The sequence below is a fragment of the Actinomyces mediterranea genome (assembly GCF_900155595.1).
GTDB lineage: Bacteria > Actinomycetota > Actinomycetes > Actinomycetales > Actinomycetaceae > Pauljensenia > Pauljensenia mediterranea.
Map to the genome: position 1 here is coordinate 619937 of NZ_FTPB01000004.1, position 26272 is coordinate 646208.

The 26272-nt window shown below is 59.7% G+C and carries 20 protein-coding genes and 1 CRISPR repeat array; of the genes, 10 read left to right on the forward strand and 10 right to left on the reverse strand.

Annotated features, from left to right (window positions below):
- Positions 1–106: 106 nt before the first annotated feature.
- Positions 107–1297 carry a hypothetical protein gene (locus tag BQ7471_RS06840; protein ID WP_076465151.1) on the reverse strand — a complete coding sequence of 397 codons (1191 nt, stop codon included), beginning with the start codon at positions 1295–1297 and terminating at the stop codon, positions 107–109.
- A 445-nt stretch (positions 1298–1742) separates the two neighbouring features.
- Between BQ7471_RS06840 and cas6 the strand changes: the two genes are divergently transcribed.
- The gene (gene cas6 / locus BQ7471_RS06845) at positions 1743–2375 is read left to right on the forward strand and encodes a CRISPR system precrRNA processing endoribonuclease RAMP protein Cas6 (RefSeq protein ID WP_235821255.1); all 633 of its coding nucleotides are present in this window, start codon (positions 1743–1745) and stop codon (positions 2373–2375) included.
- Between the two features lie 25 nt (positions 2376–2400).
- Here the strand turns inward: cas6 and BQ7471_RS06850 are convergent, their stop codons facing one another.
- The gene (locus BQ7471_RS06850; RefSeq protein WP_076465154.1) at positions 2401–2646 is read right to left on the reverse strand and encodes a hypothetical protein; all 246 of its coding nucleotides are present in this window, start codon (positions 2644–2646) and stop codon (positions 2401–2403) included.
- Positions 2647–3304: 658 nt separating this feature from the next.
- Between BQ7471_RS06850 and BQ7471_RS11355 the strand changes: the two genes are divergently transcribed.
- Positions 3305–3853, forward strand: a complete 549-nt coding sequence (locus BQ7471_RS11355; RefSeq protein ID WP_159438526.1) for a hypothetical protein — start codon at positions 3305–3307, stop codon at positions 3851–3853.
- Positions 3854–3869: 16 nt separating this feature from the next.
- On the opposite strand, the gene BQ7471_RS06860 is transcribed toward BQ7471_RS11355, so the two are convergent.
- Positions 3870–6236 carry a hypothetical protein gene (locus BQ7471_RS06860; RefSeq protein ID WP_076465155.1) on the reverse strand — a complete coding sequence of 789 codons (2367 nt, stop codon included), beginning with the start codon at positions 6234–6236 and terminating at the stop codon, positions 3870–3872.
- A 106-nt stretch (positions 6237–6342) separates the two neighbouring features.
- Between BQ7471_RS06860 and BQ7471_RS06865 the strand changes: the two genes are divergently transcribed.
- Genes BQ7471_RS06865 through BQ7471_RS06885 form a run of 5 tightly spaced genes read left to right on the forward strand, consistent with a single transcriptional unit; the run spans position 6343 to position 14074 of the window.
- The gene (locus tag BQ7471_RS06865; protein ID WP_076465157.1) at positions 6343–8058 is read left to right on the forward strand and encodes a Cas10/Cmr2 second palm domain-containing protein; all 1716 of its coding nucleotides are present in this window, start codon (positions 6343–6345) and stop codon (positions 8056–8058) included.
- Entirely contained in the window at positions 8055–9848 is a 1794-nt protein-coding gene (locus BQ7471_RS06870; protein WP_076465158.1) for an RAMP superfamily CRISPR-associated protein, read from the forward strand. Before BQ7471_RS06865 ends, BQ7471_RS06870 begins: the two co-directional genes overlap by 4 nt.
- Before the next feature lie 2 nt (positions 9849–9850).
- A complete protein-coding gene (locus BQ7471_RS06875; protein ID WP_076465160.1) occupies positions 9851–11353 on the forward strand; it encodes an RAMP superfamily CRISPR-associated protein in 1503 nt (500 codons plus the stop codon).
- Positions 11350–11868, forward strand: a complete 519-nt coding sequence (locus tag BQ7471_RS06880) for a hypothetical protein (protein WP_076465161.1) — start codon at positions 11350–11352, stop codon at positions 11866–11868. The genes BQ7471_RS06875 and BQ7471_RS06880 overlap by 4 nt, the downstream gene beginning before the upstream one ends.
- Before the next feature lies 1 nt (position 11869).
- Positions 11870–14074, forward strand: coding sequence for a hypothetical protein (locus BQ7471_RS06885; protein WP_076465163.1), 2205 nt, complete (start codon positions 11870–11872; stop codon positions 14072–14074).
- A gap of 184 nt (positions 14075–14258) precedes the next feature.
- On the opposite strand, the gene cas2 is transcribed toward BQ7471_RS06885, so the two are convergent.
- From cas2 to BQ7471_RS06920, 7 genes are all read right to left on the reverse strand, one after another.
- The gene (gene cas2 / locus BQ7471_RS06890; RefSeq protein WP_205408268.1) at positions 14259–14546 is read right to left on the reverse strand and encodes a CRISPR-associated endonuclease Cas2; all 288 of its coding nucleotides are present in this window, start codon (positions 14544–14546) and stop codon (positions 14259–14261) included.
- Complete coding sequence (gene cas1, locus BQ7471_RS10815; RefSeq protein ID WP_083663296.1) at positions 14537–16414, reverse strand: CRISPR-associated endonuclease Cas1; 1878 nt, start codon at positions 16412–16414, stop codon at positions 14537–14539. The genes cas2 and cas1 overlap by 10 nt, the downstream gene beginning before the upstream one ends.
- A gap of 429 nt (positions 16415–16843) precedes the next feature.
- Positions 16844–19766: a CRISPR direct-repeat array (repeat unit 37 nt; unit sequence GTCATAAAGCACCCAGCGCCATAAGGTGCATTAAGAC).
- 401 nt (positions 19767–20167) lie between these two features.
- Positions 20168–20827 carry an AAA family ATPase gene (locus BQ7471_RS06900; RefSeq protein ID WP_083663297.1) on the reverse strand — a complete coding sequence of 220 codons (660 nt, stop codon included), beginning with the start codon at positions 20825–20827 and terminating at the stop codon, positions 20168–20170.
- The gene (locus BQ7471_RS06905) at positions 20824–21231 is read right to left on the reverse strand and encodes a hypothetical protein (RefSeq protein WP_129583374.1); all 408 of its coding nucleotides are present in this window, start codon (positions 21229–21231) and stop codon (positions 20824–20826) included. Before BQ7471_RS06905 ends, BQ7471_RS06900 begins: the two co-directional genes overlap by 4 nt.
- Positions 21207–21884 (reverse strand): hypothetical protein, encoded by a 678-nt coding sequence (locus BQ7471_RS06910; RefSeq protein ID WP_076465167.1) that lies wholly within the window; start codon positions 21882–21884, stop codon positions 21207–21209. Before BQ7471_RS06910 ends, BQ7471_RS06905 begins: the two co-directional genes overlap by 25 nt.
- Before the next feature lie 227 nt (positions 21885–22111).
- A complete protein-coding gene (gene fbaA, locus BQ7471_RS06915; protein WP_076465169.1) occupies positions 22112–23140 on the reverse strand; it encodes a class II fructose-bisphosphate aldolase in 1029 nt (342 codons plus the stop codon).
- A gap of 123 nt (positions 23141–23263) precedes the next feature.
- A complete protein-coding gene (locus BQ7471_RS06920; RefSeq protein ID WP_083663298.1) occupies positions 23264–23884 on the reverse strand; it encodes a TrmH family RNA methyltransferase in 621 nt (206 codons plus the stop codon).
- 57 nt (positions 23885–23941) lie between these two features.
- On the opposite strand from BQ7471_RS06920, the gene BQ7471_RS06925 reads away from it, so the two are divergent.
- The 3 genes from BQ7471_RS06925 to pyrE all read left to right on the forward strand — a co-directional run bounded on the left by BQ7471_RS06925 (position 23942) and on the right by pyrE (position 26255).
- The gene (locus tag BQ7471_RS06925; protein WP_076466239.1) at positions 23942–24454 is read left to right on the forward strand and encodes a PH domain-containing protein; all 513 of its coding nucleotides are present in this window, start codon (positions 23942–23944) and stop codon (positions 24452–24454) included.
- A gap of 339 nt (positions 24455–24793) precedes the next feature.
- Positions 24794–25612, forward strand: a complete 819-nt coding sequence (locus BQ7471_RS06930) for an HAD-IIA family hydrolase (RefSeq protein ID WP_076466242.1) — start codon at positions 24794–24796, stop codon at positions 25610–25612.
- Positions 25613–25685: 73 nt separating this feature from the next.
- Complete coding sequence (pyrE, locus tag BQ7471_RS06935; protein WP_076465170.1) at positions 25686–26255, forward strand: orotate phosphoribosyltransferase; 570 nt, start codon at positions 25686–25688, stop codon at positions 26253–26255.
- The last annotated feature ends 17 nt before the right edge of the window (positions 26256–26272 follow it).

Consider the following 26272-nt stretch of genomic DNA (forward strand, 5'->3'; position numbering starts at 1 on the left):
GGTAACGCGAAGGGAAGCGGAGAAGAAGTCGGCGTAGTAGCGAGGCGGCCCAGCGGACGACCCCTCCATTACTGTTACTGTGCGACGACCACGGTCTCGGATAGCGTCACGCACCCCTGTTGTGGCGCTCGTGGCGGTTGCGCACATAGCGCGACAGGGATAATTCAGCGATCGAGTCGATGAGGGCGAGGACGCCGAAAACGCCGCCGAGCTTGACCCACCCGGAGCGCGGCTTATCGGCCGATACGGCGAGTGCGATGAGGGAGGCTCCGATCATCGCTTCGGCAGTGGCGAAGGCCTGAATCATCCAGGGCTTCTCGATGGCGATCGACTGGTAGGAGTTCCACAGGGGCTGCGCCGGGGAATCGGGTTCGCTCAGCATGATGTCGACGCTGCGGCCGATCGCATTGGAGATGCCCCGCGCGGCGTGGGTCTGCGCGCCCTCGACCTCGTCGGCGTCGAGCGATCCGAGGAGGAATCCGGCGACGCCGGAGGGTAGTCCGAGCGCAGTGACGACCTTCCACACGGCGTCGTCCCCGCGGGCGGAGGCGGAGGCGATGAGGGCATCCGCATTGGCGCCCGGCACGCCTGCGGCGATCGCCCGCAGTTCGGGCCGGTCCCCCACGAGGTCGATGATCTCATCGGCTAGGTCGGCGGCGTCGTCGTGGGCGCCGGGGACGAGCAGGGACTCCATCCCCCAGTTGTGGGTGACGATGTGTTCGAGGTGGTCGTCGGTGACCAGGAGGGCTTGGAATTCTCCCTCGGAGCGCGACAGGGTGACGAGCGGCAGTTCGCCGAAGTTCCATCCCGCCTTCTCCGGGGGAAGTTGGGCGAGGAGGGCGCGGTGCTCGTCCGCGAGTTCGATGTCGGCAAGGTCGATGCCCTCAAGCGCTGCGAGGAGGGGCACCGACGAGGCGGGGGTGCGCCCGATCTCCACGATCCGCGACCCCTCGTCAGCGCTGAGGTCGTCGTCATCCTCCCAGGAGTCCACGAGAGGGGATTCGCCCTCGGGCAAGTGGTCGGCGCTGGAACTGCCGACGCGGACCTCCGCGTCAAAGAGGAGAGCGAGTTCTTCGGCGAGGTCTGCGAGCGCGGGGCCCGTTTCCACTGCTCCGTCACGAACGAGGGCGACGTTGTCGTCGTGCACGGCGACGTTCATGCCGAGGAGTTGCGGAGAGGCGGGGAACCATTCGAGTTGGGCGAGGATCGCCCGTTCGCGCAGTTCTTCTGCGACGGTGGCGGGGTCGAGTTCACGCCCGATGATCATGCCTTCGACGCGAGTCCAGTCCTGCTCCATGTCGATTCACCCTTCTTCGTTGAGGTGCTTCAATCTCACCACGTTTAGAGCCGTTTGTCCGCACACTGGCCCGGAATGCGCGCCGACGTCGACAAATCTCCCCGCGCGGCGGACAAAAGTGCGGGCGGGAGGGGGATGTGCAGCGTGTATGCTGCCCGAGGTGCTCGAGTGATCGGACATCGGCCCTTCCACATGCGAAGATCGTCGGGTAGACGCGGGGAGGCTCCCGCTCGGAAAGATGAGATCGCCGATGCCCAGTTCAGTGTTCGTCCGATTCGATGCCCCATCGCCTGTGCCTGCGAATCCTCGTCGTCTTCATGCCGCTGTCTCTTCTGTGTTCGACCTTCCGCAGGGGCTTTCGACGGCCAGGGCCGCTTCTCTTCCCTCGTTCGCGCACCGGCCGCGTCACGAGTTCAAGGGTCCGAAACCGTATTGTTTGGGCGAGATGACGTATGTGGACGGGTTGTTCGGCGTCGAGATCCGGTTCTTGGATGATCGTCTGGTCGACACTTTGGATGCGTGGCTGGCGTGGGGCGGCGTCCTGCCGATCGGAAGCGGCGGGGAGGACACGGTTCTGCTCGCCGCAGTCGATGGTCAAGTGATCGAGCACCAGTCTTGGGGGGAGCTCGCCGAGTGCACTGAGGACACGACCTGGGAGATACACCTGGTGACCCCGACTGTGTTCAGTTCGAGGGGGCAGCATGTTTGGGGAGCCAGCCCGGTTTCCCTGGCGAAGAGTCTGCAGGAGCGCTGGTGGCATGCGGATCGGGCGAGCGCTCCGGGCAGAGTTGATCGCGAGGCGATGGCACGTGTCCTCACCACCTACGATGAGACCCGGCAAGTTCCAGTCTCTTTGGGGATGCCGAGGTCGGATCGTCGAGGACGATTAGCCTCGCGCACGATCATCGCCTGTGAGGGCCGCATGCGAGTCAGTGGTCCGGCGGCTTCGCCTCTAACGCGCGTGTTTTCACAGTTGATGGCATTGTCGAGATTCACGAATGTCGGTTCACATGCCAATTTCGGGATGGGTGTCATCGACGCTGTGGCCGTTTCGCACGACGCCGCGACCTCTTCTTGAGTCGTTTTCGTTCTTCCTTTGCTTGTTATCGACGTTTCTTGATATCAGCGCTCGGTATCGGCGGCACGAGGCCGACGTTGAACAACCGTGCGAGCAGAACGCCGACTACGACGGCTCCCCCGATGACGAGGACGAGCCAGATGAGCCAGTGGGGCCTGGACCTCGCGGTGAAGTCGATGGTGGGAGGGACTACTCGAGTGATGAGCTCATCCAGTTGCGTGTCCTCCGTCTGCGCGTCGGATACGCTCAGCTTGTTCGTCGTACTCTCCAAATCATGCGCCAGTTGTCGACATGACCCCTACTGCCATCCGGGGAAACTTCTACCCCGAGTCCGTGCGCCTCCTCTACGGTGGAAACGTTGTGCCATACGGTGGCTGCCGCCTGTGGAACCAGGTGAGAGTGGTGATGAGGGCGGCAGATTCGTCTGTTGTCGATCGACCGGGGAATGACAGGGTTCCGGCCTCGCAACTCCCTCGTCCGTCAGGATTCGTAGGAGTGTGTTCCGCAAACGGTGGAAGGTCCGACGAATATGGATCGCTTCGAAACAGTTGAGTAGTCGTCGCAGGGGACTTCTGTGTGAACCACAAGAAGCGCCCTAAGATCACCAAGTCCCTTGACTCGTAGCAATTCAAGCGCGCCGATGGCCAACAGGGGGATCCGTCCTCGTCGACGTGCTGCCACAGCCTGTTCAGGCTGAGGGAGTGTCGAACGGCGAGGCTGAGAATGCTGTCGGCGACGTGCAGTGCAGTTCCGACTGGTCTTTGCTCGGTTGAGAGAAGGATCGAGGTATCCAGAAGTAGACTCCCCCGCTCTTCCACCAGGCCGCCGATTATGTCGGAGTAATCGCTTGTCCCCCTACGGGCGGGCGCAGCGGGAAGCCGTCGTCCCACGACAGAATGCTCTTCATCTCCAGTATGAGGATCATGCGCATGCGCGAACTGCCCCTGATGTTGATGAAACCCGGACCTTGGATAACCGCGGCGTCGCTGCTCATGACGGTGTCCTCATACTCGTGCGCTCATGTGGGTCTGCTGAGGTCACGGCACCTCCCTCTCTGCTGCAGGGGCAGCAGAGGCGCGCCCGAGTTTTCGGGCACCGATGACTGTTCCGTTACAGTCGCGGACTTGATCTTCCGGCCACACGAGATCGCGCCGCTCGGGAACGTGCTCTGCAAGCGCCCGACTGGTGATGTAGAGGACCCCCGGTTGGGGTTCCGGCAGCGGTGGTTCGATTCCTATCGCTCGGGTTTGATTGACCATGGGGACCACAATCTCGTCGTGGTCTTCTTCTCCACCGCGAACAAGGACGACGTCGCTTTGTCCCGCGGTGATGACGAGGCGCGGCACTGCATCGGCTGGGGGCAGAACGAGGCGCTCGACCCCGCCATCCTCCGTCGGAACTTCAAGGGCTACGCGATGAGGCGTGAGATTGACGAGGCGAACGTGTTCCAGCTGCTCACGTTCTCCCCTGGCTTCTGAAAGTTTCGCAGTGTCGTCACGCTTTGAGGGCATCTTGGATCCATTTGTAGAGTTCGTCGAAGTTCGCCTTCCAGGTTGAGGGTTCCAGCTGATCGGCCGATATTGCGTCCTCAATCTCTCCTGCCGTTGTTTCGAGCAGATCGGAGTATGTCATTCCCACTGGAAGTGAGGCAGAATTAATTCTTTTCTCCAGTACTTTCTCAAGCGCTTGGTCTACGGTGCCTTCGCCGTGATTGAGCGGCGTCTCGTTCCGCACCTGATAGATCATGGTCAATCGATGACAAAGCTCTGCGCTCTCAATATTGGGCAACTCGAAATCGCCTTTTTCGAGGCGCTTCAGAAGCCGCGATTCCTCTTTATCTTCTTGGCCCTTCCCTCCCCGATCTTTTCCTTTGATGAGCTCTCCGGCAATGGTCGCGAGTCGCGCACGCGGGGTCTCCTCGTGCGAAGGTTGGCAAAGATCAGCAACAACGCGGAACACATCTATGACGAGTGTCGCATAGTCGTCAATCTGCGACGCCTTGACGGCCGTCGCGAGATGCTCCGCCAGGATCTTCGCACCTTCAGCGCGCTCGCGCATCTTCCGATCACCGAGAGTCAGCAGACGATGGGCGGACAGCAGATCGAGGCGCTCCATGCAATAGAGCGCCGCGGTGAGCAGAGCTTTTCGCGCATCTGCGCCGAGGCCGAAACGGTGGAATTGGAGCTCTTCTGTCCTTCTTTCTTCCTCTCCGCGGACCGTTGAGGCGAGGAAGACGGGGATCCCCCATTGTGCGCCGTAGTCCTGAGTGGCGGATAGGGCAGCGAGGAGTGTTTCCTTCTCGCCGAGCGCGGCGACGACAATGGCACGCGGGCGCGGGCTACAGTCTTCGAGACTCTTCTTGACAGTGTCCGACACAAAGGCGATGAGTTCTTTGAGTTCTTCCGCTGTCTTCCGGTGAGTCGCAGAAATCCCGTAATCAATCACTTCTGCGGTTCCGCACGCCCAGGACGATGCGCGCTTGCTGTCTGCGGGAGAAGCTTCGATCCCTCCTTTGACGTCATGAGCACGACCAACGGAGTCCTGCGACGCAAGAAGGACGGTATGAAGCCGGAGCGGGCGATCAACACTGCACGCCAGGCGAATCTCCTCCGGAGGCTCCTGTTTCATAAGGTTGCTCGCAAATTCACCACGAGCACTCTGTTGAGCATTCGTCCCGACTGAGCAAATGAGACACGCATACTCATTGGGCCACGAGAGGAACTCTGGGACCTTCTCTTCCCCCACGCCTCGGCGCACTTCGTCCCGTGTCTTTTGAGCATCGTCGCTATTCAGAAGTGAGGCGAATTCATGGGTCGCTTTTTCCCCAGCGTCGAGGAGATCTTTCCGATCGAGGAGCCAGCGTTCTGATTCATTAGGATCAGAATCCTTCTCAATCACACGAATCACTTTCGACAGGATACCTTTATTCAGCGGCTTTTTATACTCGCGCCTCCAGGAGTTCCGATCATCCTGGTCACTGCGTTCACCAGCTAGCCTGCTGCGGAACTCGGAAAGAAGCCATGCTCGGATCGACATGCCTGCGGCTAGATCTCCTCGGGCGACGTCCATGAGGAGGAGTTGCCCGAGCGAATCCGCACGCTGTTCGAGAGAAGCGCCATCGAATGCTCGTTTCACACTGTCAGCAGCCTGTTGCACCTGCTCATCAGCTCGGTAGTCCCGTTCCAACAAGGTCGGCAGGCCCAGACTGAGCAACCAGCCTCGAATCGGATCAGCACCGATTGTCAGAGAATGAAATTGTGCCGTCTCGCTCTTCGCAAGAAGCATCTTGAGGTCACGGCCCGATGCGATGGCGGCACCAGCGACTCCCGCTACGATAGAAGTGGCTCCCCCTGCGACGGGAAGAATGATATTCCCCTTCGGCTCGACCTTGTTCATTACTTCTTCAAGAAGAACCCAATCCTTTTCAAAGAGGCTCGGAAGAATAACTGAATCCACATCTCTCACTGTGAGTCCGTAACGCTCTTCGATAGTTGGAGCAAGTCGCTTAAGATGCTGCACAAGGGCCAGAGCTATCTGCTCTGTGGCCCCATCATCACCAGTGGTTCCGATGACTAGAATGTGCAGCTGACCCGTTTCTTTAAGGTCATTTAGGGATTTGAGCGAGTTGGCGAGAGGCGTACTGGTGAACCCCTTGGGGGTGACATCGCGACCCCGACTCTCTTCCTCGGCTTTCACGTCGTACTGCATGTCGAGCAGGCGACGGCCAAGCTCCTTCGAATCATCGATTCCCGACAGTTCGTTCAGGCGTCCTTGTCGAATAGCATAAAGATCGTGCGAACAGGTCTCGTTTCGCGCAATCCCCAGATCAGAGTCACCAGCAACATGGATCAGCACAGTCATCGCGACTCTCTCCTAACATTTTCGTGTGGCAACACGTCATGGTGCACCTTACAGATCAACGCACTCACAATTTTCCCTACCTGTGCACCTCCAACAGGCTCACAGTATGCAATACTGCACATATATCATCATCCAATCCACCGGAGCGGCCATGCACCTCGTCATGTTCGAGACCCACGGGAACCAACACTATGTCTTCGCCTCCCCAAGGCTCAAGGAGAACATCGGCGCCTCCTATCTGCTCACCCAACTCGAGCCCTGGGTGCGCAGTGCATCGCAACAGGAGGGGATCACCCTCATTGACGTCTCCGTCTCTTCCGGGAAAGTGATCGTCGCCGTCGATTCCGAGGACACTGCCCGCACTCTCGTCGGCGCCGTGACGAGGACGGCTCTCGAGACCGCTCCCGGTGTTGATGTCACTGGTGTCTTCATCCCCATGACCTCAGCACATGTAATGAAGGAGGACCTTGAAAAGGTCCACGCCGAATCCGCCAGTTATGCGCTGACGCGCCCGCCTGCGTCGGCTCGCTTCTGTTCAATGTCCTTCCTCGAGCCTGGACGCGACACCCTTGTGCCTGCTGTCCCTTCTCAGGCGTCCGACGCTTCAAGGGAGGTCTATTCTCTCCCGAGTGCTGTCGCTCGAGCTGAGGCGTCGACAGCGCGAGAGCACCTCATCAGCCTCGCGTCTAGCCATCCGAAGCTCATGGATCGTTCTGAACAGCTCCTCCCGAACCTTGATGCCCTTGAGAAGGCACTCGACTCCTTATCAAAGGTCGCGATCATCCACCTTGACGGCAATGGCGTGGGGGCGATGGTCCGCAGCCTTGCGGATCGCCTGACATTAATTCCCTCCACCGTCTTCCAGGAGCAGATCAAGTGTGACGCCGCTGATCCGGATGCGCTGCGTCTCACCCTTCTCGCGCTCAACAAGAGTCTCGATGACGTGATGAAGGGCGCCTTCGGCGACGCATGGGCTGCCGTGGCCGACCTGGCGGCTCGAGAAGGCGTGGATGTCGTCCCCGTCGTCCCTGTGATCCTCGGCGGTGACGACGCGACCGTCATCACCGACGGCGCCTTCGCGCTCCCCTTCGCGGAGGCCTTCCTCGAAGCATTCGAAGAACGCACTGATGCTGATCCGGTCATCAGTTCCCTATCGGATGATGGAAAGATGACCGCGGGTGCCGGCGTGGCCGTTGTGCGCCACAACTTCCCCTTCCACCTCGCCTACGACCTCGCCGAGCGCCTCGCATCATGGGCAAAGGCAACGGGCAAGCGCATGGATGAGCCCTGTTCGACCCTCTCCTATCACATCCTTTACGACTCAACGGTCCTTCATCCGGAGGAACTCATCGCCTCCTACGCTCCCTTCGCCTGCGAAGCCGAGACAGCGCAGGGCGTGCCCGCGATGACGGCCCGCCCCTACAGGGTACTTCCCGGGAAGGAGCCGACGCTCCCCCTCTCGCCACCGTCCGCGAATGAGTCGTGGAATGCGATGCGACTGCGTGCAGCGTGGTTCGCGGGCGTGTGCAGTGCACCGGGGGCCCTGGCACCGATGAGATTTCCGAAGAGTCGTGCCGCACGAATCCGTAAGATTCTCTCCGATGCGGCACACCTGTCAGGTCGAGAGCAGCGTGCTCACTTGGCCCAGGCGAGCAGCGAATGGAATACCGCCCAATCGCAGCGCGACCTCAGGGTGCTTGCCGACGCGATCGGATCGGAACGTCTCATGCTCGACCTCATCGACTTGGCGGAGCTCCTCCCACGGACCTATCTCGCCAAGTCAGTACGCCTCGCCGCATCCGCTTCAGAGGAATTGTCATGACCCATTCCTTCCCGATCGACATCGCCATCGACTCCGACTGGGGAGTTGCAACAGGCGTCGGCGTCGTCGGCGGTATCGACTCCGTCATCGAACGCGACGCACAGGGATGCCCAGTGCTGCGCGGCACGGCTCTCACAGGGATTCTGCGTGAGAACGCCCAGATTGCTGCGCTCGCCCTCGACGAGGGCGATCCGAGCGGACCATGGTCGAGCCTATGCGCGAGAATCTTCGGCTCTGCTGAGGCAGCGCGCCTCATCACCTTCACCGACGCCGTCGCCACTGATCCTGTGGAAACGAGTGAACTCGTCTCTGTCAGCATCGATTCACAAACTCAGACTGCGAAAGACGATCACCTGCGTTTCTTCGAGCGAGCAGGAGCCGCCCACCTGCACGCGGAGGTCGTCTGTTGCACGTTCACGACCGGTGGGGCGCGCGTGGCGTGGACTGATGCTCAGCTCGCTGCTGTGGAGCTGTTGCTCGCTGTGGCCTGCGACATTGTTGAAGCGGTCGGTTCCGATAAGAGCGTCGGCGATGGCTCTTGTCGAATGCGTCTGAGAACAATCGGACACCCACAGGGCTGGCCGTGGAACGTTCTCGAGTCAGCATCTCGCACTCCGACGATCCCCACGATCGACGCCATTCCGGCAGCGAAGATCACCGATTCTCCCAATACCGATGAAACGGGCTTTTTCACGGCGCCCCTCAATATTAATCTGCTCTCTCCTGTCATCTCCTACGAGGCGCCTTTCTCCAACGAAGTCCGTTCCCTCGATTTCCTTCGCGGCACAACGCTGCTCGCGTGGGTCCATCGGCAGATGCGAGCAGCCCATCCGGACGACGACATCGTTTCCAATGCGGTGACCTCCGGTGATCTGCGCGTCTCCGACGCCATCGCAGTGTTTGACGAAGTCCCCGGTCTGCCCGTTCCCTTCAGCTTGTCACGGTCGAAAGATTCTTCAGGCTCCGATCACTTTTCCACGTGGAATCATCTGCGCGGCGAAAGCGGACTTGAATCACAGGTGCCGATACGACGAGGCTTCCTCTACGCGACGGATGAGGCGTGGAGAATCGCTTCCACTCCGATGACTGCCCGCCAGGCGACCGCCCACGATCCTACGACGGGCACCGCCAAGAGCGGCCAACTCTTCCTCGTCCACGCCCTCGCCCCCGGGCTTCACCTACAGGCAGATGTCGTCGTGTCGGAAAGACTACGAGAGAGGCTCCCCGACCTCGAAGAGCTTCTCAGCGTCGATGCACTGCTCGGAGCACGCCGTTTGTCCGGTACTTTCGGCCGTGCACATTGTTCTCTCGGCTCCCTCTCCCCTCTTGAGACTCCGTCCGCGTCATGGGACGAAGACGGGACGACAACACTGTGGCTCGCATCGGACCTTGTGCTCCGCTCTTCCTCCCTGGGACCGACACGCGGAATTCAGGACTTCCTTGATGCTCTTGCCGCTGTCGGAGCACAGGTCATGGTTCATCACACTGAGGACGGCGCACAGGCTATCGCGCTGCGCTATAGGAGGATCGATTCTCGCGCCTCTGACGGCACCGTTCGCTCGACCCGCATCGCCATGCAGGCAGGCTCAGTACTACGAATCACCCCTGCTAAAGAAGCCGACCCGTCAGTTGCACTCACGGCGCTGCAGAGGATCGCACGCGATGGGCTCGGCGAGTTGCGCGCCCAGGGTTATGGTCGACTCCTCATCGCCCACCCTCTTCTCTCCCTTTCAAGCATCCCCTTGTCGACGTGCGATCGCGAGGCGTTCCTCAACCGGAAGGACTCCTGACGATGAGCCTCATCCGCTACTGGTTCTCCGCACCACTCGTGACGGCCTCCCCTCTTCACTCTTCCGGGCTCAATGAGCAGGTGAATCGCACCCCCGATCCCGACCAGGAACGAATCGCAGTCGCGCGTCGTTTCTCCCGCACTGTCGATGGCATCCCCTCTTTGTCGGGACGCTCGGTCAAAGGCGCCCTGCGGTCGGCAATGACGCGTTGCTTCCCCTCAGAAGAGGAGCGCTTCAAACCGTTGTGGGGGTCTCTCGATGCGGCTTCTCTGCTGACGATCCACCCCATCGCATTATCCGATGTGTGCACCGGCGAAAACCTGCTGTTGCGTGACGGCATTGCCGTTGACCGTTACTGGGGAACTGCGGGACACGGCGCCCTTTTCCAGCATGAAGTGGTCCCTGCAGGAGTCCCTCTTCTCGTGAGTATCTCCGCCCAAGCGTCGTCTCGTCCCGACATAGAAGGGGGAGTCTCCCCCCGACTCGTCGAGGATTTCTTCGCGCATCTCAGTGCCCTTCTCGATACGGGCCGTCTTGCTTTTGGCGGCAGACGCTCAGTCGGCTGGGGGCGTGTGAAGCTCAAGGATGACGCCCAAGTATCGTGCCGACGCGCTGATTTGGGGAGCAGGAAGGGTCTTATCGCCCTCCACAGGGGAGGAGATGATGTTGAGCTCGACTTCGTGCCCCGCCCACCGGCATCGGATCGAATCTCTATCGATATCGCTTGGACTTCCCCTTCTGGAATCCTCATCGCTAGTGGAGCCTTACGTGATGAAGGTGATCCCGATGCACCCGAGATCACCCGGCCCCTTCATATGAACGGTGCAGATTCTCCCTTCGTCATTCCGGGCAGCTCCATTCGGGGGGCCTTGCGAGCCCGTTGCTCGAGGATCGCTCGCACTATCATCGCCGATGGAGATGAACTCCAGATTGACGACTGGGCTGATCTCGAGGTACACGAACAGTTGCGCCGCGACCCCGTCCTCGTTCGTATTCTTTTCGGAGATTCCGGAGTCAAGGGCGCTTTGAGTGTGCTCGATACTCTCTCACAGGGGTGTTCGTCAAAGCGTCAGACTCACAATGCCGGTGACCGTTTCAGCGGAGGGGTCGTTGACGGTTTGCTTTACACGGAGGAGATCCCTGATGACGGATGGAATGAAATCCGCCTGGAGATCGACACTGACTTGTTGACGCGACTCGACTCTCCTGACCAGGATCCGGACTATGCGCGCGCAGCTTTGTGCCTCCTCGGTTTGGCCCTGGCGGAACTTGCTTCGGGAGCTCTTCCCATCGGCAGTCGAGGAACCCGCGGTCTGGGTGAAGTGCGGATGAAGGCTCTGACTGTCGACGGCCCTGAAGAACTCATCGGCCAGCCCTGGCGGATTAGCAGCACGGGAGATCCGCGTGGAACTGCCGAAGAGATCCTCGCCCGACTGCGGGGAATCAATGAGCTGTTGCCCTCAGGTGGCTGGTCTCTTTACCTTCATGAGGGGAGCGGACAATGAGTACATATTCGAATAGTCCGACGCTGTCACAGAAGAGGCTGACGCGAGCGTCCTGGCAGTGCGATCCCCTTAATGGCGACGCGCGTCTGGTGCTTGAGCGCGTTGAATCTGGCCCGGATACGAGATGGTACGGGATTGCTTCAACGACTGTCGGCGCTCTCAGTGTCGTCGCGGATAAGAGCGGTCTGCGCGCATGCGGAGGACAGTCCATTGATCTTGCCACCGTGTACGAGTTGCGCCTATGGGTCCTCTCCTTCGCTCTTGAGGCTCATGGACACGGATTGTGGGCTCGTGAGCTGCGTTGGTTGAACGGCAGTCACGTCGCGGATCTGCGAGTCTTCTCAGATCCGTCGAAGGGTGAGGCGTGTTGGTGCCGTGCAGGTGAATACGTTCAGCACTCGCCGGGCGATGTTCCCGTAAGTGCGACGATGCCGACGGTTGAGGTCTTCTGCGAGGAGCAGTCGTATTCGAATGTCGTGTTCGTCGATGAGTTGATGACCGGGAAGTGGGCCTGACATGAGTGATTTCAAGCCTTTCCATTCGGCGGTGAATCGTGTTCCGATTCCCCGCGCAAGCGTCCTCGACTATGTCGAGAGAGGCGTTCTCCCCAGCGATGTCTTCGGCGACGAGACGCCGACGGGACATGATCGTCTGCGGCCGGATCGTTGGTCGGGGTCCCTCGATGTGGAGATGACAGTGCGCACCCCGCTCGTCTTCGGAGAACAGACTGAGGATGATGAGGGCCGCCCCACGGTAGAGGTGCCTATTGACGCGGTTGGTCACCCGATCGTTCCGGGGACGATGGTGAAGGGCATGATCTCGCGCGCCTATGAGCTGTTCACGGCCTCGCGCTTCCGCGTGTTCGGCGATCACGACGAGGTGCTCACCTATCGCGCGGATCCTGCAGGAGCCCTCGGATTGTTGCCCGGGCGCATCTGCGAGTACGAGGGCGGTCTGGGGGTGGAGATCCTCGATGGCTTCGGGAGAACCGGTCCTGTGAGTGCTCAAATCAAAGACGATTGCGGGTCTGGCAATGATGTGTCGGTGGTATGCGAAGGGCACCCGAGGATCATGACGATGAAAGGAATTCGCCCTCAGCCGGAGCAGGTGCTCGCCCGATTCCGGAGCCTCACTCGTCACGGCGTTGAGGCAGAAGTCCAATTGTCCCGTTGGCGCGAGGACAAAGGTCCGGAGCATCTCGAGGACAAAGGTCCGGAGCATCTCGAGGACAAAGGTCCGGAGCATCTCATGGTGACGGGCGTGTGGGTCGACGATCAGATGGAGGAGTTCTTCCGGGTCCCTCCTCAGCTCAATCCGACAACACTCAATGTCTGGGGATACCCCTGTCGAACGAGCCCAGAAAAGAAACATGCGAGCGATCTCTTCTCTGATAAGAAATACGAGAGGTTCTTCTTCAAGACGGATCACATGAGCGAGTCCCTCGATGGGGTCGTCCTCTCTCTGTCGCAAGATCACATCGACCGTTACGACGCAGTCATCCGTTCCTACCGGGAACAGCATGATCTTCCCGGAGGCGACGCCCATCTCCTCAATCGAGCAGCCTTAGAGGATTCGAAGCTCGTTCCCGGTACGCTTGTTTTCGTCCATCTAGACCGGGATTCGTCGCAGCACGGGACTCCTTCTCGCACTGACCAGATCGTAGACGTGTACCCGACGATGGTGGGGCGCCGCTCGTACCGGATGAGCCCTCGCGCACTCGCCAAGGCTCAAAGAGTCCTCCCCGTGTCGCACGCTGATGAGGCCTCACCGGCCGACAGGCTCTTCGGCTACGTCGTAGGAGATGCCCCCAGCGGAGCACGCGGAGGGGATGTTTCCTCGAAAGGACGCCTGCTCTTCGGTACAGTCGACACCGATGAGGTGAAGCTCTCAACAGAGCCCCGTCGTCTCGCCCCCCTGCTCTCCCCGAAACTCAGTTCGGCGAGGCGCTTCCTGACGACGCGGAGAGGGGCGACACCTACGCAAGAGAAGGATCAGCTTCTCCCCCGTTCGGAGTATTTTTCCGAGGGACAGCTCCTAGGAGCAGCTACCTACCCTGTCCATCGTGAGCTACTCAATTCTCAGAGTTTCCCCGAAGAGATAATCCAGAACACGAAGGTCGACCAGTCGAATGACAAGGTCCGGATGACTGCGAAGTCGTGGATCGCTCCTGGCTCCATCCTGCGCTGTCGCATTCGCTTCGAGGATCTCACGAGCAATGAACTGTCCGTACTCGTGTGGGTCCTGACGCCTGAGAATCTCGTTCCCGACTCCGAAAAGGACGCAGGCCGCGTGGGCTATCTACGGATGGGACTCGGAAAACCCTACGGCCTTGGCGCGCTCGAGGTTCGGCTTGCAGAAGACGGGCTCCATGCGGTGCGCGGGGGCGGGGATTCGGGCCTTGCCGCAATGTATCGGGATCTCAGTGGATGCTTGGGCACTGCGGAGCATGTTCATCCTGCGACTGATTTCATCCTCCACAAGGAAAAAACACTGCTGAAGACGCCGTGGATTCAAGCCCTTCAACGGGCGGCCTTCGGTTACTCCGATGGAGTGCCCGTGAGATATATGTCTCTCGAAGAAAACAAGGCGAACAATAGAACCGACCCAAAAACAGGATTCCCTCAAACGGACTGCGGCGTTTCACCTCAAGACCTTTTCGGCACCGACGCAACGAAGCCCCTTGAGATTCCTAAGGGGTCTCCAAAGCGGAAGAAGCACTGAGTCCGGTGCAGGACATTCGCTGAGCCGTCTCGTCCCGAAGGAAGGCTGACCTGTAGAGGACTTCACGCAGTGTCAATGAGCGTCATCAGCTCGCCAACGCTCTCAACAGCCACCGCCGATTCCGTTTCTGCGCCGGTCGCACTCCAATTCGTCTCCGCTGGTATCCCCTCTCCCCCTCGCACCTTCACCACAACCCTCGATACAGCCCCACGTCGTCAAGGGCGACGGCGGTTCCGAGGACTTCTGACCGCGCCGCGCACGAGGCACACACCGGGTAGATATGAATGACATCGTCTGCTGCGTCAATAATCGAGTCAAGCTTATGTCGCACCGCATCTAGATCGCCGGTTTCGAGTCGCAGCTGGAACACGGACTCTTGGATTCTGTATCCCCAGCTCTGAAGAGCATGAGCGACTCGGTTCCGCCTTCTATTGGCGGCGATGTCGTAGGCGACGATGTAGGTCATCGCCATGCGACGCCGGTCCACGTGTAGTCAGGTTCCATGATCGCTCGCCCCAACAGTTGGGCTTCATGATGGATATGTCGGCGCCAGGTTCCAGCGAATCCCGGAAGCGCGCCCTTCACATGCCGTTGCATCGTAGCCTCATATCCGTCGACCACGGTTTTCTTCCCCTCTCGGGTGAGCCACACGCCGTCCTCATTGCCCGGAGCAGTGGTGGCGTGTTCGGGGCGAAGGCGATGCATCCGCAGCAGCGCCATCACTGTCGAATCGACGAGGAGCGGTCGGAACTCTTCCATGAGGTCGAGTGAGAGACTCGGCCGTTTGTCGGTTGACGAGTGGAGTATCCCCAGCGACGGTTCAAGGCCTGCGGCGAAAAGTGCGCCTGTACATTCTCCGAGCAGAATAGCGTAGCAGTAGGACAGGGCAGCGTTTGCGAGATCTCGCGGTGGCCGACGGCTGCGTCCATGGAACACAACATCTTCAGGGACCAGCGAGGACAGAGCGGCATAGTACGCAGTGGATGCGGCTCCTTCCAGTCCCATGATCTCATTGATTGAATCGGCATGGATGATGTCCTCGGCGAGGGTCCTCACCTCTCGCACGGCGGATTTCACATCATTATCCGCGTCTCGACGACCGATTCGGTTGAGAACATGGACTTGGTTGCGCAGCTTCGCTCTGACGATAGACCGCGCGAGGGGAAGGCGTTTGTCTTCGTCACCGCTGAATTCTGCCTGAGCGAGCAGTCGGCGAGCGTTGACGGTGGATCGGGGACCCGCCAGCTGCCCGAGGTAACTCCCTCTGCGAGACAGACATATGACGTCAATGTCGTTGTAGAGCGCCCAGGATCGCGCCCCGACCGACAATCCGACGCTACCTGTCAATACGATGCGGCTGACCGCTCGCTGCGGAATCGACATTTGAGGAAGCCCATCGGAGCCATCGACGATGAGCCGACCTTTTGTCACATGGACGCGGGCACCGTCGCGTCCGACGTAGATGACATGATTCGGATCAGACTGTCCTTTGATGTCATGGTGCGGGCCTGATTCCGGTCGTGTTTTCGTGAAGTCGACACCGAGATAGCAGAAGCCCTCGTCAAATGAAGTCATAGTTGTCTTGTCCTGGTTGAGAGTCAGTTCGTATGCGGCAGCGAGGTCGCTGAGCAGATCGATGGCGTCGAGGATGTCTTGGTCACGCGGTGAGCACACGACGATGTCGTCAGCGAATCGAGCGTACCCGTATCCTGCATCGCATATAGCGTGGTCGAATCGGGTGAGGGATAGGTTGGCGAGCAGGGGTGACAAACACGAGCCTTGTGCAACGCCTCCGCTTCGGGAGCGTTGGCGACCTCGCGCACGTCCGGGCATGGCGATGAGTCGGACGAGGGCGAGAAGGTCGCGTTCTTGAAGAGAGGCGGGGAGGGCTTCAAGTGCATGTTCGAGATTGACGTGGGGGAAGAAGTCTTCGATGTTGGTGCGCAGGACATACTGGTAGCCTTCGTCTCTGAGTGTTGCGACGTGGTGAATGGCGTCGTCGGCTCCGATTCCTGTCCGGTAGGCGAAGGAGCAGGATGATTGAACGAGGTCAGCACCGAAAGCTATCGTGTCGACGACTGCACGTTCGACTACCCGGTCTCGGATTGTAGGGATACTGAGTGTCCGAGTCTTGTCGTAGGCCCCTTTGGAAATGTCGATGCGGTTGAGCGGCTCCGGTTCGTATGTTCCGCTCCGAAGCAGTGCTGATAGATCGACTAGGAATGCATCGGAGTCTTTGATTATCTTCTTGCTTTGCCGTTGAAGAACACCGTCGTGTGCATCTCGAGTAAGGACGGACTGCCACGCCCGTTCGAGGACTTCGATTGAAGATAACTGCATGAACACTGGAGACACTGAACAACCTCCAGCGGTATCAGACATACTGGCACGCAGGCGATCTACAGGCTGTCCGAAGAAGTGCCCGGACGGCCGAGATGCCGCAAGCGCATGACGCCCCCCTCGTCTTGATCCACTGTCCATCAGCTCTCCCTACACTGAATGTTTACTGTGTATTATTGCCGCTGCGACCGTCCTGTGAGCGTCTTTCACGTGCATCGTCTCGATCGTCCCGCTGACACCGACGTCCTGTGAGCTTTGCTCCAAAATCCGGCGGACGAACGCTTTGTTCGTCTATCGGTGGCGACAGCCCCATGATCAGCAAAAATGTGGTTAAATGAGGTTGTGCTTGTTGGCTTGTTTGGTGCTTCCCGAGCCAGTGGCGATCTTCCTGGTATCTTGCCTGATCGCAGGACATCCCCAGGAGGGAGGGTCATAAAGCACCCAGCGCCATAAGGTGCATTAAGACGAACTTCCCAACACTCACGCCCAGTCGGTGAGGCTCCGCCTGTCATAAAGCACCCAGCGCCATAAGGTGCATTAAGACGATTTGAATGATTCGAGTGGTGCGGTGGCGACGGTCATAAAGCACCCAGCGCCATAAGGTGCATTAAGACGAGCGTTCTCGACTCCTTGCGCCAGCCCCTTGAAGAGTCATAAAGCACCCAGCGCCATAAGGTGCATTAAGACTTCATTTCGTCTTCTCCGTTCGTGTTGTGTGTAGGTGGTCATAAAGCACCCAGCGCCATAAGGTGCATTAAGACGCCCGCATTTTTGACAAGCGTAGCGAGTCGATTGCGTCGTCATAAAGCACCCAGCGCCATAAGGTGCATTAAGACGGCAGCGAACCCGCTATTATGAGCATCGTCCTGTTAGACGTCATAAAGCACCCAGCGCCATAAGGTGCATTAAGACGGCATCCACAAGTCGTCGCTAGTCCCAAGCAATTTGGGGGTCATAAAGCACCCAGCGCCATAAGGTGCATTAAGACTCGCGTGGCGCATGTACGGCGCGGCCGAGGTCCGTCATAAAGCACCCAGCGCCATAAGGTGCATTAAGACTTGAATAGTGTTTCCTGAGAAGCATTCATCTCATATGGTCATAAAGCACCCAGCGCCATAAGGTGCATTAAGACGTGCCTGTGGCGCTCCCGCCGGGAGACTCTCCCCGTGCAGTCATAAAGCACCCAGCGCCATAAGGTGCATTAAGACACCGAGGAGGAAGACTCATGGATATCGACTTCCCGGTCATAAAGCACCCAGCGCCATAAGGTGCATTAAGACGCACCTCTTTTCGGAGATTCTTGGCGACGAGCCTGCGAGTCATAAAGCACCCAGCGCCATAAGGTGCATTAAGACGCACCTCTTTTCGGAGATTCTTGGCGACGAGCCTGCGAGTCATAAAGCACCCAGCGCCATAAGGTGCATTAAGACATTGTCCGCGAAAAACCCGATCGTGCAGCGACCGTCCAGTCATAAAGCACCCAGCGCCATAAGGTGCATTAAGACTCGCACCTGAAACTCGCGTCCACTCTCCCGGACTCATCGGTCATAAAGCACCCAGCGCCATAAGGTGCATTAAGACACCGAGGAGGAAGACTCATGGATATCGACTTCCCGGTCATAAAGCACCCAGCGCCATAAGGTGCATTAAGACGCGAACTCCTTTCAGTGAGCGGTGGACTCGGCCAGTCATAAAGCACCCAGCGCCATAAGGTGCATTAAGACGCGCTGTGCAGCGCTGCTAGGGGGCGCTTGGATTCAGAGTCATAAAGCACCCAGCGCCATAAGGTGCATTAAGACGGTACACGGGTACATTGGCGCAATCGCCTTTGACAGTCATAAAGCACCCAGCGCCATAAGGTGCATTAAGACCACAATTAATGAACGTTGTAGTCTCTAACGAATATAACGGTCATAAAGCACCCAGCGCCATAAGGTGCATTAAGACGCACGTAGTACGCGGTCAATGCCCACGACATTTCGGTCATAAAGCACCCAGCGCCATAAGGTGCATTAAGACTCTTCCCCAGTCTCTTCGTCAGTCATCGTGACAATCGTCATAAAGCACCCAGCGCCATAAGGTGCATTAAGACGATCATCACGGGAACACTCCAGGCGCGCCGCATCACCTGGTCATAAAGCACCCAGCGCCATAAGGTGCATTAAGACGCTTTGATGAGCGCGCGATTGATCTCGCCTTCGAGGGTCATAAAGCACCCAGCGCCATAAGGTGCATTAAGACCTCAGCGCACCGCCATCCGCGTGGTTTGCGATTTCGGTCATAAAGCACCCAGCGCCATAAGGTGCATTAAGACGAGCGTCTCGATACCCCGCGTGACAGGGGCTTCTTCCGGTCATAAAGCACCCAGCGCCATAAGGTGCATTAAGACCGCCTGCTCATCGCCGACGGCGGGACGCGCATCGCCGTCATAAAGCACCCAGCGCCATAAGGTGCATTAAGACTTTACTATCCGAAGGATTATACGCCCGGTTAAACGCCGGTCATAAAGCACCCAGCGCCATAAGGTGCATTAAGACCCGGTACTCTGCGCGCTGCGCAGAGCTACCTGCGCTCGCGTCATAAAGCACCCAGCGCCATAAGGTGCATTAAGACGGGGACTAACATACCTCCGTAGCAGTTATTCGGGTGTCATAAAGCACCCAGCGCCATAAGGTGCATTAAGACATGATGTCGAACAAAGCATTCGCCTGTTTTCTCATCCGTCATAAAGCACCCAGCGCCATAAGGTGCATTAAGACATCAAAGAAAACGCTTTCGAGGCGACTACGCTAGCCTGTCATAAAGCACCCAGCGCCATAAGGTGCATTAAGACTGTGCAAAACAGCAAGCGGCCGCTTTGTCTCGCTTGAAGTCATAAAGCACCCAGCGCCATAAGGTGCATTAAGACGCTCGTCGCATACATCACCCCAGGGAGTGTACGGTGCGTCATAAAGCACCCAGCGCCATAAGGTGCATTAAGACGCTGCGATAAGTGCTGCAACAATCGCATCACTGAATAGTCATAAAGCACCCAGCGCCATAAGGTGCATTAAGACAATCAGTATCAGAATCAACAGCGCCCAGTTTATACGTCATAAAGCACCCAGCGCCATAAGGTGCATTAAGACACGTTGTCTCTCGGATGGTACGAATCATTGCCTTGGCCTGTCATAAAGCACCCAGCGCCATAAGGTGCATTAAGACACCAGAGCCGCCGATCAGGCGGATACGAGTCTGAGTCATAAAGCACCCAGCGCCATAAGGTGCATTAAGACGGGTGTGATCGTGACGGTGATGGTTTTCGCGGTCTTGGTGGTCATAAAGCACCCAGCGCCATAAGGTGCATTAAGACCGTTTCGAGCCACCAATACACCTGGGTATCCCTATCGATGGTCATAAAGCACCCAGCGCCATAAGGACATCGTCATGCACTGAGTTCTCATCAAGGTCACAAATGATTCAGATCAGTCCACGGTTTCGACGGCTCCAAGTCCTCTCTTCATTGCGGGCGGCGTCAATAAGGTTGATAAGAGAGGTCTTCGTATATCGCCGCGACCCCACTCTTGGAAGAAATGTCGGAACGAATCGCTCCTTATATCGGGTATCCAAGAGTGAGCGATTGTACTGTTCTTCAGTCTTTCCTTCAACGGAGAAAAAGAGTTCGGTGCGCGGTTGACGAGTCCCCTCGCAACGTACTCCTCGATAACGATCCTGCGGTCTTGACTTCTGTGCCCGTGCCATGATCGCATCACCTCAGATGCGCGGAATTCCACCGATTCGTCCGGACATGTAGAAACCGAGCAGATCAGCATCCTTGCGAACACCGTCTCGGGAGAAGTCGGACAGACGCGTCAACTGGGATTCGCCGTCAACTTTGTCCGTCAGCCAGATTTCATCCCTGCGCAACAGGTCGGAGCGCATGAGCTGGATCTCATGGGTGGTGAAGATGAGTTGGTGTCGATCCTCGGAATCCAGCCCTTCGAAGAATGAAGCGACGAAGTTCTCGGTGAGCTTGGGATGCATTGAATTCTCCAACTCATCGATGATGAAGACGCCCTGCGAATCCTCTTCGCGGAGCTGGAAGAGCACCGGCAGGAGATTCATGAACCTGCGTGTGCCATCGGATTCTTCACGAAGAGGAAGGGTGCACGAACAACACTCATCGGCACCCGCCCCTGTTTCGAGGTGGTGACGGGCAACAAGGCGCTTCACCTCCGGGCCGCCCTCGTTGTTCACGTAGAGCAGGATCGCGTCATCCCCGTTCAAACCGACGACGAAGTTACCTCCCTTCTCGCGCAGTTCTTCGACGAGATCATCAGTCGCCTCGGCATCAAGGGGAAGCGCTCCGATTTTCATCTCCTCGAACTCGAGTCCCACTATTCCCGTATCCGCGCGGGTCAGTCCAGAGTTCATCGCTTCGGCGAAGACGGCGTCACGGTTGAAGTGGCGGGAAGATGGACATAGGCGGAACGGGGATGGATGATCGTCAGTTCATCCTCGAACCAGTGACGGGCATCGGCGACGGGGCTGATTCCTTCGGCTCCGAAGGCGCCGAGATACGTCTCATTCTCGGCGACCACCATCGCGTGAGCGCGAGCGCGTTCATCGTCTTCAAGATCTCCGAAGAGGGTGACGGTCCGTCCTTCGCGCTCGAAAATGAAGGTTTCAGTCATGGTGCGAACGTCAACGAGGATTTCCCTGAGGATCCGACGCCTATCGGCCACGACCTCGTAGAGGAGGACTCGTTCCTTTCCCGTATCCTGGCTGGCGCGGCCTCGGCGCCGACCGCCGATCAGTCGAGTTCGCTGCCACCCCATTCGACGGCGGTGAAACCTGTTCGCGAGGGCGGGGCGGTGAACTCCTGCGGCTCGGCCCTCGTTGACGCATCCGCCTTCGAGAACACCATGAACACCCGGATGAACGTCTCCGGTGACGCCTCGCGCCCCTGCTCGTCGGTGAACGAATACCGTACCGCCGGAGTGTACTGATCCGTCGCGAAAGTCACCAGGGAATAGTCGTTCGCCTGCAAGCGCGGCGCCCAGAAGGTGATGAAGTCCGCCGCCTCGCGATCAGTAAGGCCCTGAGCGGCCAAAGTGCGCTCCAAAAAGGGCACGACGTCATCCCTTGCTACGACAGTGCCCTCCTTCTGCGACCATGCGACATTCACGCGCCCCTCCCAGAACAGGGACGGGTATTCGCGCCCCCGCGCGTCCATCAACGTCCCATCGGGGCAAGCCGAAACCGACCACTCGCCCTCGGCACCGGCGTCCGCGGAGGGCGCGAGGACGGGATACGAGGACGTCACTGTGCCATCGACGTCGACGCCCACCTGAAGCCGAAGGTCGTCCTGCGGATACAGGTAGAGCACGGGCTTGTACGCGACCGGCTCCTCCTTCTCAGGGGCGCACGCCCCCAACCCCATGACGCAGAAACCGAGAATGATGGCGACGAGAACGCGAAAACTCTTCATGGGAAATCCCTCTGATAGTGATGATTGACGATCTACCGGGAGCGCGTGAAACAGAAGCGTTTCCCCACTCCGGTGTCCCCTGTTGAATCGCCACAACGGCGGAGGACGAAGACCAGGGTGGGGCCCGGGGAGAGCTGAACTGCTCCCCGGGCCCCACCCCAGCAGGTCCAGCCGATGGGATCAGCCGAGGCCCTCAGTCACGCGATACCGATCGACGGATCAGCGGTTCACTTCATCTTGGTGCCGACCGAGCCGAGGCGCTGGCAGGCCTCGACGACGCGGGCGGCCATGCCGGCCTCCGCCGCCTTGCCCCACGAGCGCGGGTCGTACATCTTCTTGTTACCGACCTCACCGTCGATCTTGAGGACGCCGTCGTAGTTGCGGAACATGTGCTCGACGACGGGACGGGTGAAGGCATACTGGGTGTCGGTGTCGACGTTCATCTTGATGACGCCGTTGGCAACGGCCAGAGCGATCTCGTCGGCGGTCGAGCCGGAGCCGCCGTGCATGACCAGGTCGAACGGGCGATCATTCTTCCAACCGATCTTCGCAGCGACCTCTTCCTGGATGGTGCCGAGGATCTCCGGACGCAGCTTCACGTGGCCCGGCTTGTACACGCCGTGCACATTGCCGAAGGTGAGCGCGGTGAGATAGCGGCCCTTCTCGCCCATGCCGAGAGCCTCAACGGTCTTGAGGGCGTCCTCGGTGGTCGTGTAGAGCTTCTCATTGATCGCGCCGACGACACCGTCCTCTTCACCGCCGACGACACCGATCTCAACCTCGAGGATCGTGTTCGCCTTGACGGAGAGTTCGAGCATCTCCTTCGCGATTTCGAGGTTCTCAGCGAGCGGAACAGCGGAACCGTCCCACATGTGCGACTGGAAGGTCGGCAGTCCGCCCCGGGCCACCTGCTCGGCTTCGAGTTCCATGAGGGGGCGGATCCACGAATCGATGTTCTGCTTGGCGCAGTGGTCGGTGTGCAGGGCGATGGTGACGCCGTAGTTCTTCGCGACCTCAGTCGCGTATGCGGCAATGGCGAGGGAGCCGGTGACGCGGTTCTTGATGGTCGAGCCGGACGCGTACTCGGCGCCGCCGACGGAGACCTGGATGATGCCGTCGGACTCCGCCTCGGCGAAGCCCTGGATGGCTGCGGTAACGGTCTGCGAGGAGGTGATGTTGATCGCGGGGTAGGCGAACTTGCCTTCCTTCGCGCGGTTCAGCATTTCGGCGTAGACCTCAGGGGTTGCGATAGGCACAGGAGCCTCCTAATCGAATGACAAATCCGTCAGTGTTGATTGTCTCATACCCCGCCCCGTCATCGCGAGGATCGAAGTCCCGAACCGACTGCACATATTCGCATCGGCCGCCGGTCGCCCTCGTCAGTCCTCAAAGGAGGCGAGCTCGGATGCGTGCGCCCACATCACGATCGCCGCCGCGTGTCCGACATTCATCGACCGCGTCGACCCCCGCTGTGCGATGTGGACGATCATCTCGCATGCGGCCCGCATGTCATCGCTGAGCCCTGCGGATTCCTCCCCGAAGACGAGGCAGCAGAGTGACGGCAGCGGCGTGGACTCCAAGGGGAGCGATCCGTCGACATTGTCGACTCCGACGAGGGCGAGGCCGTGTCCGGCGCAGTGGGCGGCAAGTTCTGTCGCATCGGCCATATGGTCGACCCGCAGATAACGGTCGGTCACCATCGCACCGCGCCTATTCCACCGCCTGCGGCCCACAATGTGAACGGCCCGCACCCCCAGTGCATTCGCCGTCCTCACAATCGACCCGATGTTGAAATCGTGACCGAGGTTCTCGATCGCCACCTCGAAGGGAAGGGAGCGCCGGGCGATGTCCTCACGGATCGCCTCCATCGTCCAATACCGGTAGCGGTCCTCCACATTGCGCCAGTCGCCGTTTGCGAGCAGCTCCGGATCGTAATGGTCGCCCCGGGGCGCCGGCCCTTCCCACGGGCCGACGCCGCGACGCTCGGCCTCGTCGTTCATATCGTTCACCGCGCCCACGATAGTGCCACGAGGCGCGCGAGATGGCAGGATGGGGGCATGGCACCGCGCGCACACCTCCTGTCCAAGGATGAAGTCATCGTCCGACACATGCGAACCCACATCAAGGCGATCCTCGCCAACATCATCGGCGAGATCCTCCTCCTGGCCGTCGGCGTCGCCGCGTCGATCGTCATGCCGCCCGAATGGGCGCCCTTCAGCCACGCCTTCGTGTGGGCGATCGTCGTCGTCGCGACGATTCCCCTGTTCGTCGCGCCTCTCCTGCGGTGGGCGACCACCACCTACACCCTCACCTCGAAGCGAGTCATCACGCGCCACGGCATCCTTAACCGGCGCGGCCACGACCTGCCGCTGTCGCGCATCTCCGATGTCGCCAACGAGCGCGATCTCATCGACAGGTTTTTCGGGTGCGGCACCCTCACCCTGCAGACCTCCTCCGACGACCCGCTGGTCTTGCACGACATCCCGAAGATCGACTACGTCCAACTCGAGGTCTCCAACCTTTTGTTCAACGATGTGCAGGGTGCCGTCGACGCCGATCCCGCGGACTGACAACGGCCCGGTCCCCGTGCCCCGGTGAGGCCGAGCACATAAGACCCGGGCATCAGGTGCGGGCATCCGCAACCCCGGGCGTCAGGCCCTCGTATCGGGCGCACGCCCCTTCCACGAAGGCGCCGTACGCCCACTCTGACTCAGGTCATCTCGAACCCGCCACAGTTCCTGATAAATAACGCACAGACACGAGGCGCCCCCCGTAAACCAAAGGATGAGCCACTCAGGACTCTCGGAGATCATGCGCCCTTCATGTCACGCCGCTGTACGGGAGACATTTGTGTCTTCATCCACTAGAAGCTGAGCGCGCAAGCCTTCAACACCTAGGATGAAGCCATGATGAGTTTTCACGCATCCACGCCCCTTACTGAAATGCCGCCGGTGTCCGCGTGGCTGTCGGATATGGACGGCGTCCTCGTCAAGGAGAACCGGGCGCTGCCCGGCGCCGAGCAATTCCTCGACGCATTGCGCCGCCAGGGCTACCCGTTCCTGGTCTTGACGAATAACTCGATCTTTACGAACCGCGACCTGTCGGCGAGGCTCGAGCGCTCGGGCCTCGACGTGCCCGAAGAGCACATCTGGACCTCGGCGAACGCCACCGCCGCCTTCCTCGCGCAGCAGTCCCCCGACTCTTCAGCATTCGTCATCGGAGAAGCGGGCCTGACGACGGCATTGCACGGCGCGGGCTACATCATGACGGACCAGGATCCGGAATACGTCGTCCTCGGGGAGACCCGCTCCTACGATTTCAATGCGCTGACCAACGCAATCCGCCTCATTGAGCGGGGCGCGAAGTTCATCGCCACGAACCCCGACGTCACCGGCCCCTCCGATGAAGGCACCCTGCCCGCCACGGGTTCCATCGCCGCGATGATCACCGCCGCCACAGGCAAAACCCCCTACTTCATCGGCAAGCCGAACCCGGTGATGATCCGCGCCGGACTCAATAAGATCGGCGCGCACTCCGAGAGCGCCGCCATGGTCGGGGACCGCATGGACACCGACATCCAGGCGGGCGTCGAGGCCGGTCTGCGCACACACCTCGTCTTGTCGGGCTCAACCTGTCTGGAGCAGGTGGAGAACTACCCGTTCCGACCATTCGGCATCCACGAGGGCATCGGGGAACTCATCGAATTGGTGGAGGCCGTCTCCAACTGACCCGCACTCGTGTTCCCGTCCACTGGGCCGCGTCCAATCCCCTCGGATGCGGCCCGCGCATTAGGCTGGGGCCATGACGAATGACTCTCATAAGGACCGCTTGGCCGGCCTCGTCAAAGAGCTGGCGGTCATCCACGAAAAGGTGACCCTCGCGTCGGGGCGAGAATCCGACTTCTACGTCGATATGCGCCGCGCGACCCTCCACCACGAGGCCGCACCCCTTATCGGGCACGTCATGCTCGATCTGCTTGAAGAAGCGGGTTTCACCCCCGGCGTCGACTATGCCGCCGTCGGCGGACTCACCATGGGAGCCGACCCCGTCGCCGCCGCGATGATGCACGCAGCGGCCTCACGCGGCCTCGACCTCGACGCATTCGTAGTACGCAAGGCCGCCAAAGACCACGGCATGAAGCGCCGCATTGAGGGCCCGGACGTCACGGGCAAACCGGTCGTCGTCCTGGAAGACACGTCCACGACGGGCGGCTCCCCTCTGGAGGCCGCGCACGCATTGACCGAGGCAGGCGCCACAGTCGTCGCAGTCGCCGTCATCGTGGACCGGGCGACCGGTGCGAAGGAGCGCATTGAAGCAGAGGGATTCCCCTACTTCCATGCCCTCAACCTGGCCGACCTCGACCTGGCCTGAGCATTCCCGCCCCAGCG

What these genes read in the sequence shown, in the direction of transcription:
- BQ7471_RS06840 (WP_076465151.1), bottom strand. Translation starts at nt 1,297, where the DNA reads ATGGAGCAGGACTGGACTCGCGTCGAAGGCATGATCATCGGGCGTGAA.
- cas6 (WP_235821255.1), top strand. Translation starts at nt 1,743, where the DNA reads ATGACGTATGTGGACGGGTTGTTCGGCGTCGAGATCCGGTTCTTGGAT.
- BQ7471_RS11355 (WP_159438526.1), top strand. Translation starts at nt 3,305, where the DNA reads ATGCGCGAACTGCCCCTGATGTTGATGAAACCCGGACCTTGGATAACC.
- BQ7471_RS06860 (WP_076465155.1), bottom strand. Translation starts at nt 6,236, where the DNA reads ATGACTGTGCTGATCCATGTTGCTGGTGACTCTGATCTGGGGATTGCG.
- BQ7471_RS06865 (WP_076465157.1), top strand. Translation starts at nt 6,343, where the DNA reads ATGCAATACTGCACATATATCATCATCCAATCCACCGGAGCGGCCATG.
- BQ7471_RS06870 (WP_076465158.1), top strand. Translation starts at nt 8,055, where the DNA reads ATGACCCATTCCTTCCCGATCGACATCGCCATCGACTCCGACTGGGGA.
- BQ7471_RS06875 (WP_076465160.1), top strand. Translation starts at nt 9,851, where the DNA reads ATGAGCCTCATCCGCTACTGGTTCTCCGCACCACTCGTGACGGCCTCC.
- BQ7471_RS06880 (WP_076465161.1), top strand. Translation starts at nt 11,350, where the DNA reads ATGAGTACATATTCGAATAGTCCGACGCTGTCACAGAAGAGGCTGACG.
- BQ7471_RS06885 (WP_076465163.1), top strand. Translation starts at nt 11,870, where the DNA reads ATGAGTGATTTCAAGCCTTTCCATTCGGCGGTGAATCGTGTTCCGATT.
- cas2 (WP_205408268.1), bottom strand. Translation starts at nt 14,546, where the DNA reads ATGGCGATGACCTACATCGTCGCCTACGACATCGCCGCCAATAGAAGG.
- cas1 (WP_083663296.1), bottom strand. Translation starts at nt 16,414, where the DNA reads ATGCAGTTATCTTCAATCGAAGTCCTCGAACGGGCGTGGCAGTCCGTC.
- BQ7471_RS06900 (WP_083663297.1), bottom strand. Translation starts at nt 20,827, where the DNA reads ATGAACTCTGGACTGACCCGCGCGGATACGGGAATAGTGGGACTCGAG.
- BQ7471_RS06905 (WP_129583374.1), bottom strand. Translation starts at nt 21,231, where the DNA reads ATGGGGTGGCAGCGAACTCGACTGATCGGCGGTCGGCGCCGAGGCCGC.
- BQ7471_RS06910 (WP_076465167.1), bottom strand. Translation starts at nt 21,884, where the DNA reads ATGAAGAGTTTTCGCGTTCTCGTCGCCATCATTCTCGGTTTCTGCGTC.
- BQ7471_RS06920 (WP_083663298.1), bottom strand. Translation starts at nt 23,884, where the DNA reads ATGAACGACGAGGCCGAGCGTCGCGGCGTCGGCCCGTGGGAAGGGCCG.
- BQ7471_RS06925 (WP_076466239.1), top strand. Translation starts at nt 23,942, where the DNA reads ATGGCACCGCGCGCACACCTCCTGTCCAAGGATGAAGTCATCGTCCGA.
- BQ7471_RS06930 (WP_076466242.1), top strand. Translation starts at nt 24,794, where the DNA reads ATGAGTTTTCACGCATCCACGCCCCTTACTGAAATGCCGCCGGTGTCC.
- pyrE (WP_076465170.1), top strand. Translation starts at nt 25,686, where the DNA reads ATGACGAATGACTCTCATAAGGACCGCTTGGCCGGCCTCGTCAAAGAG.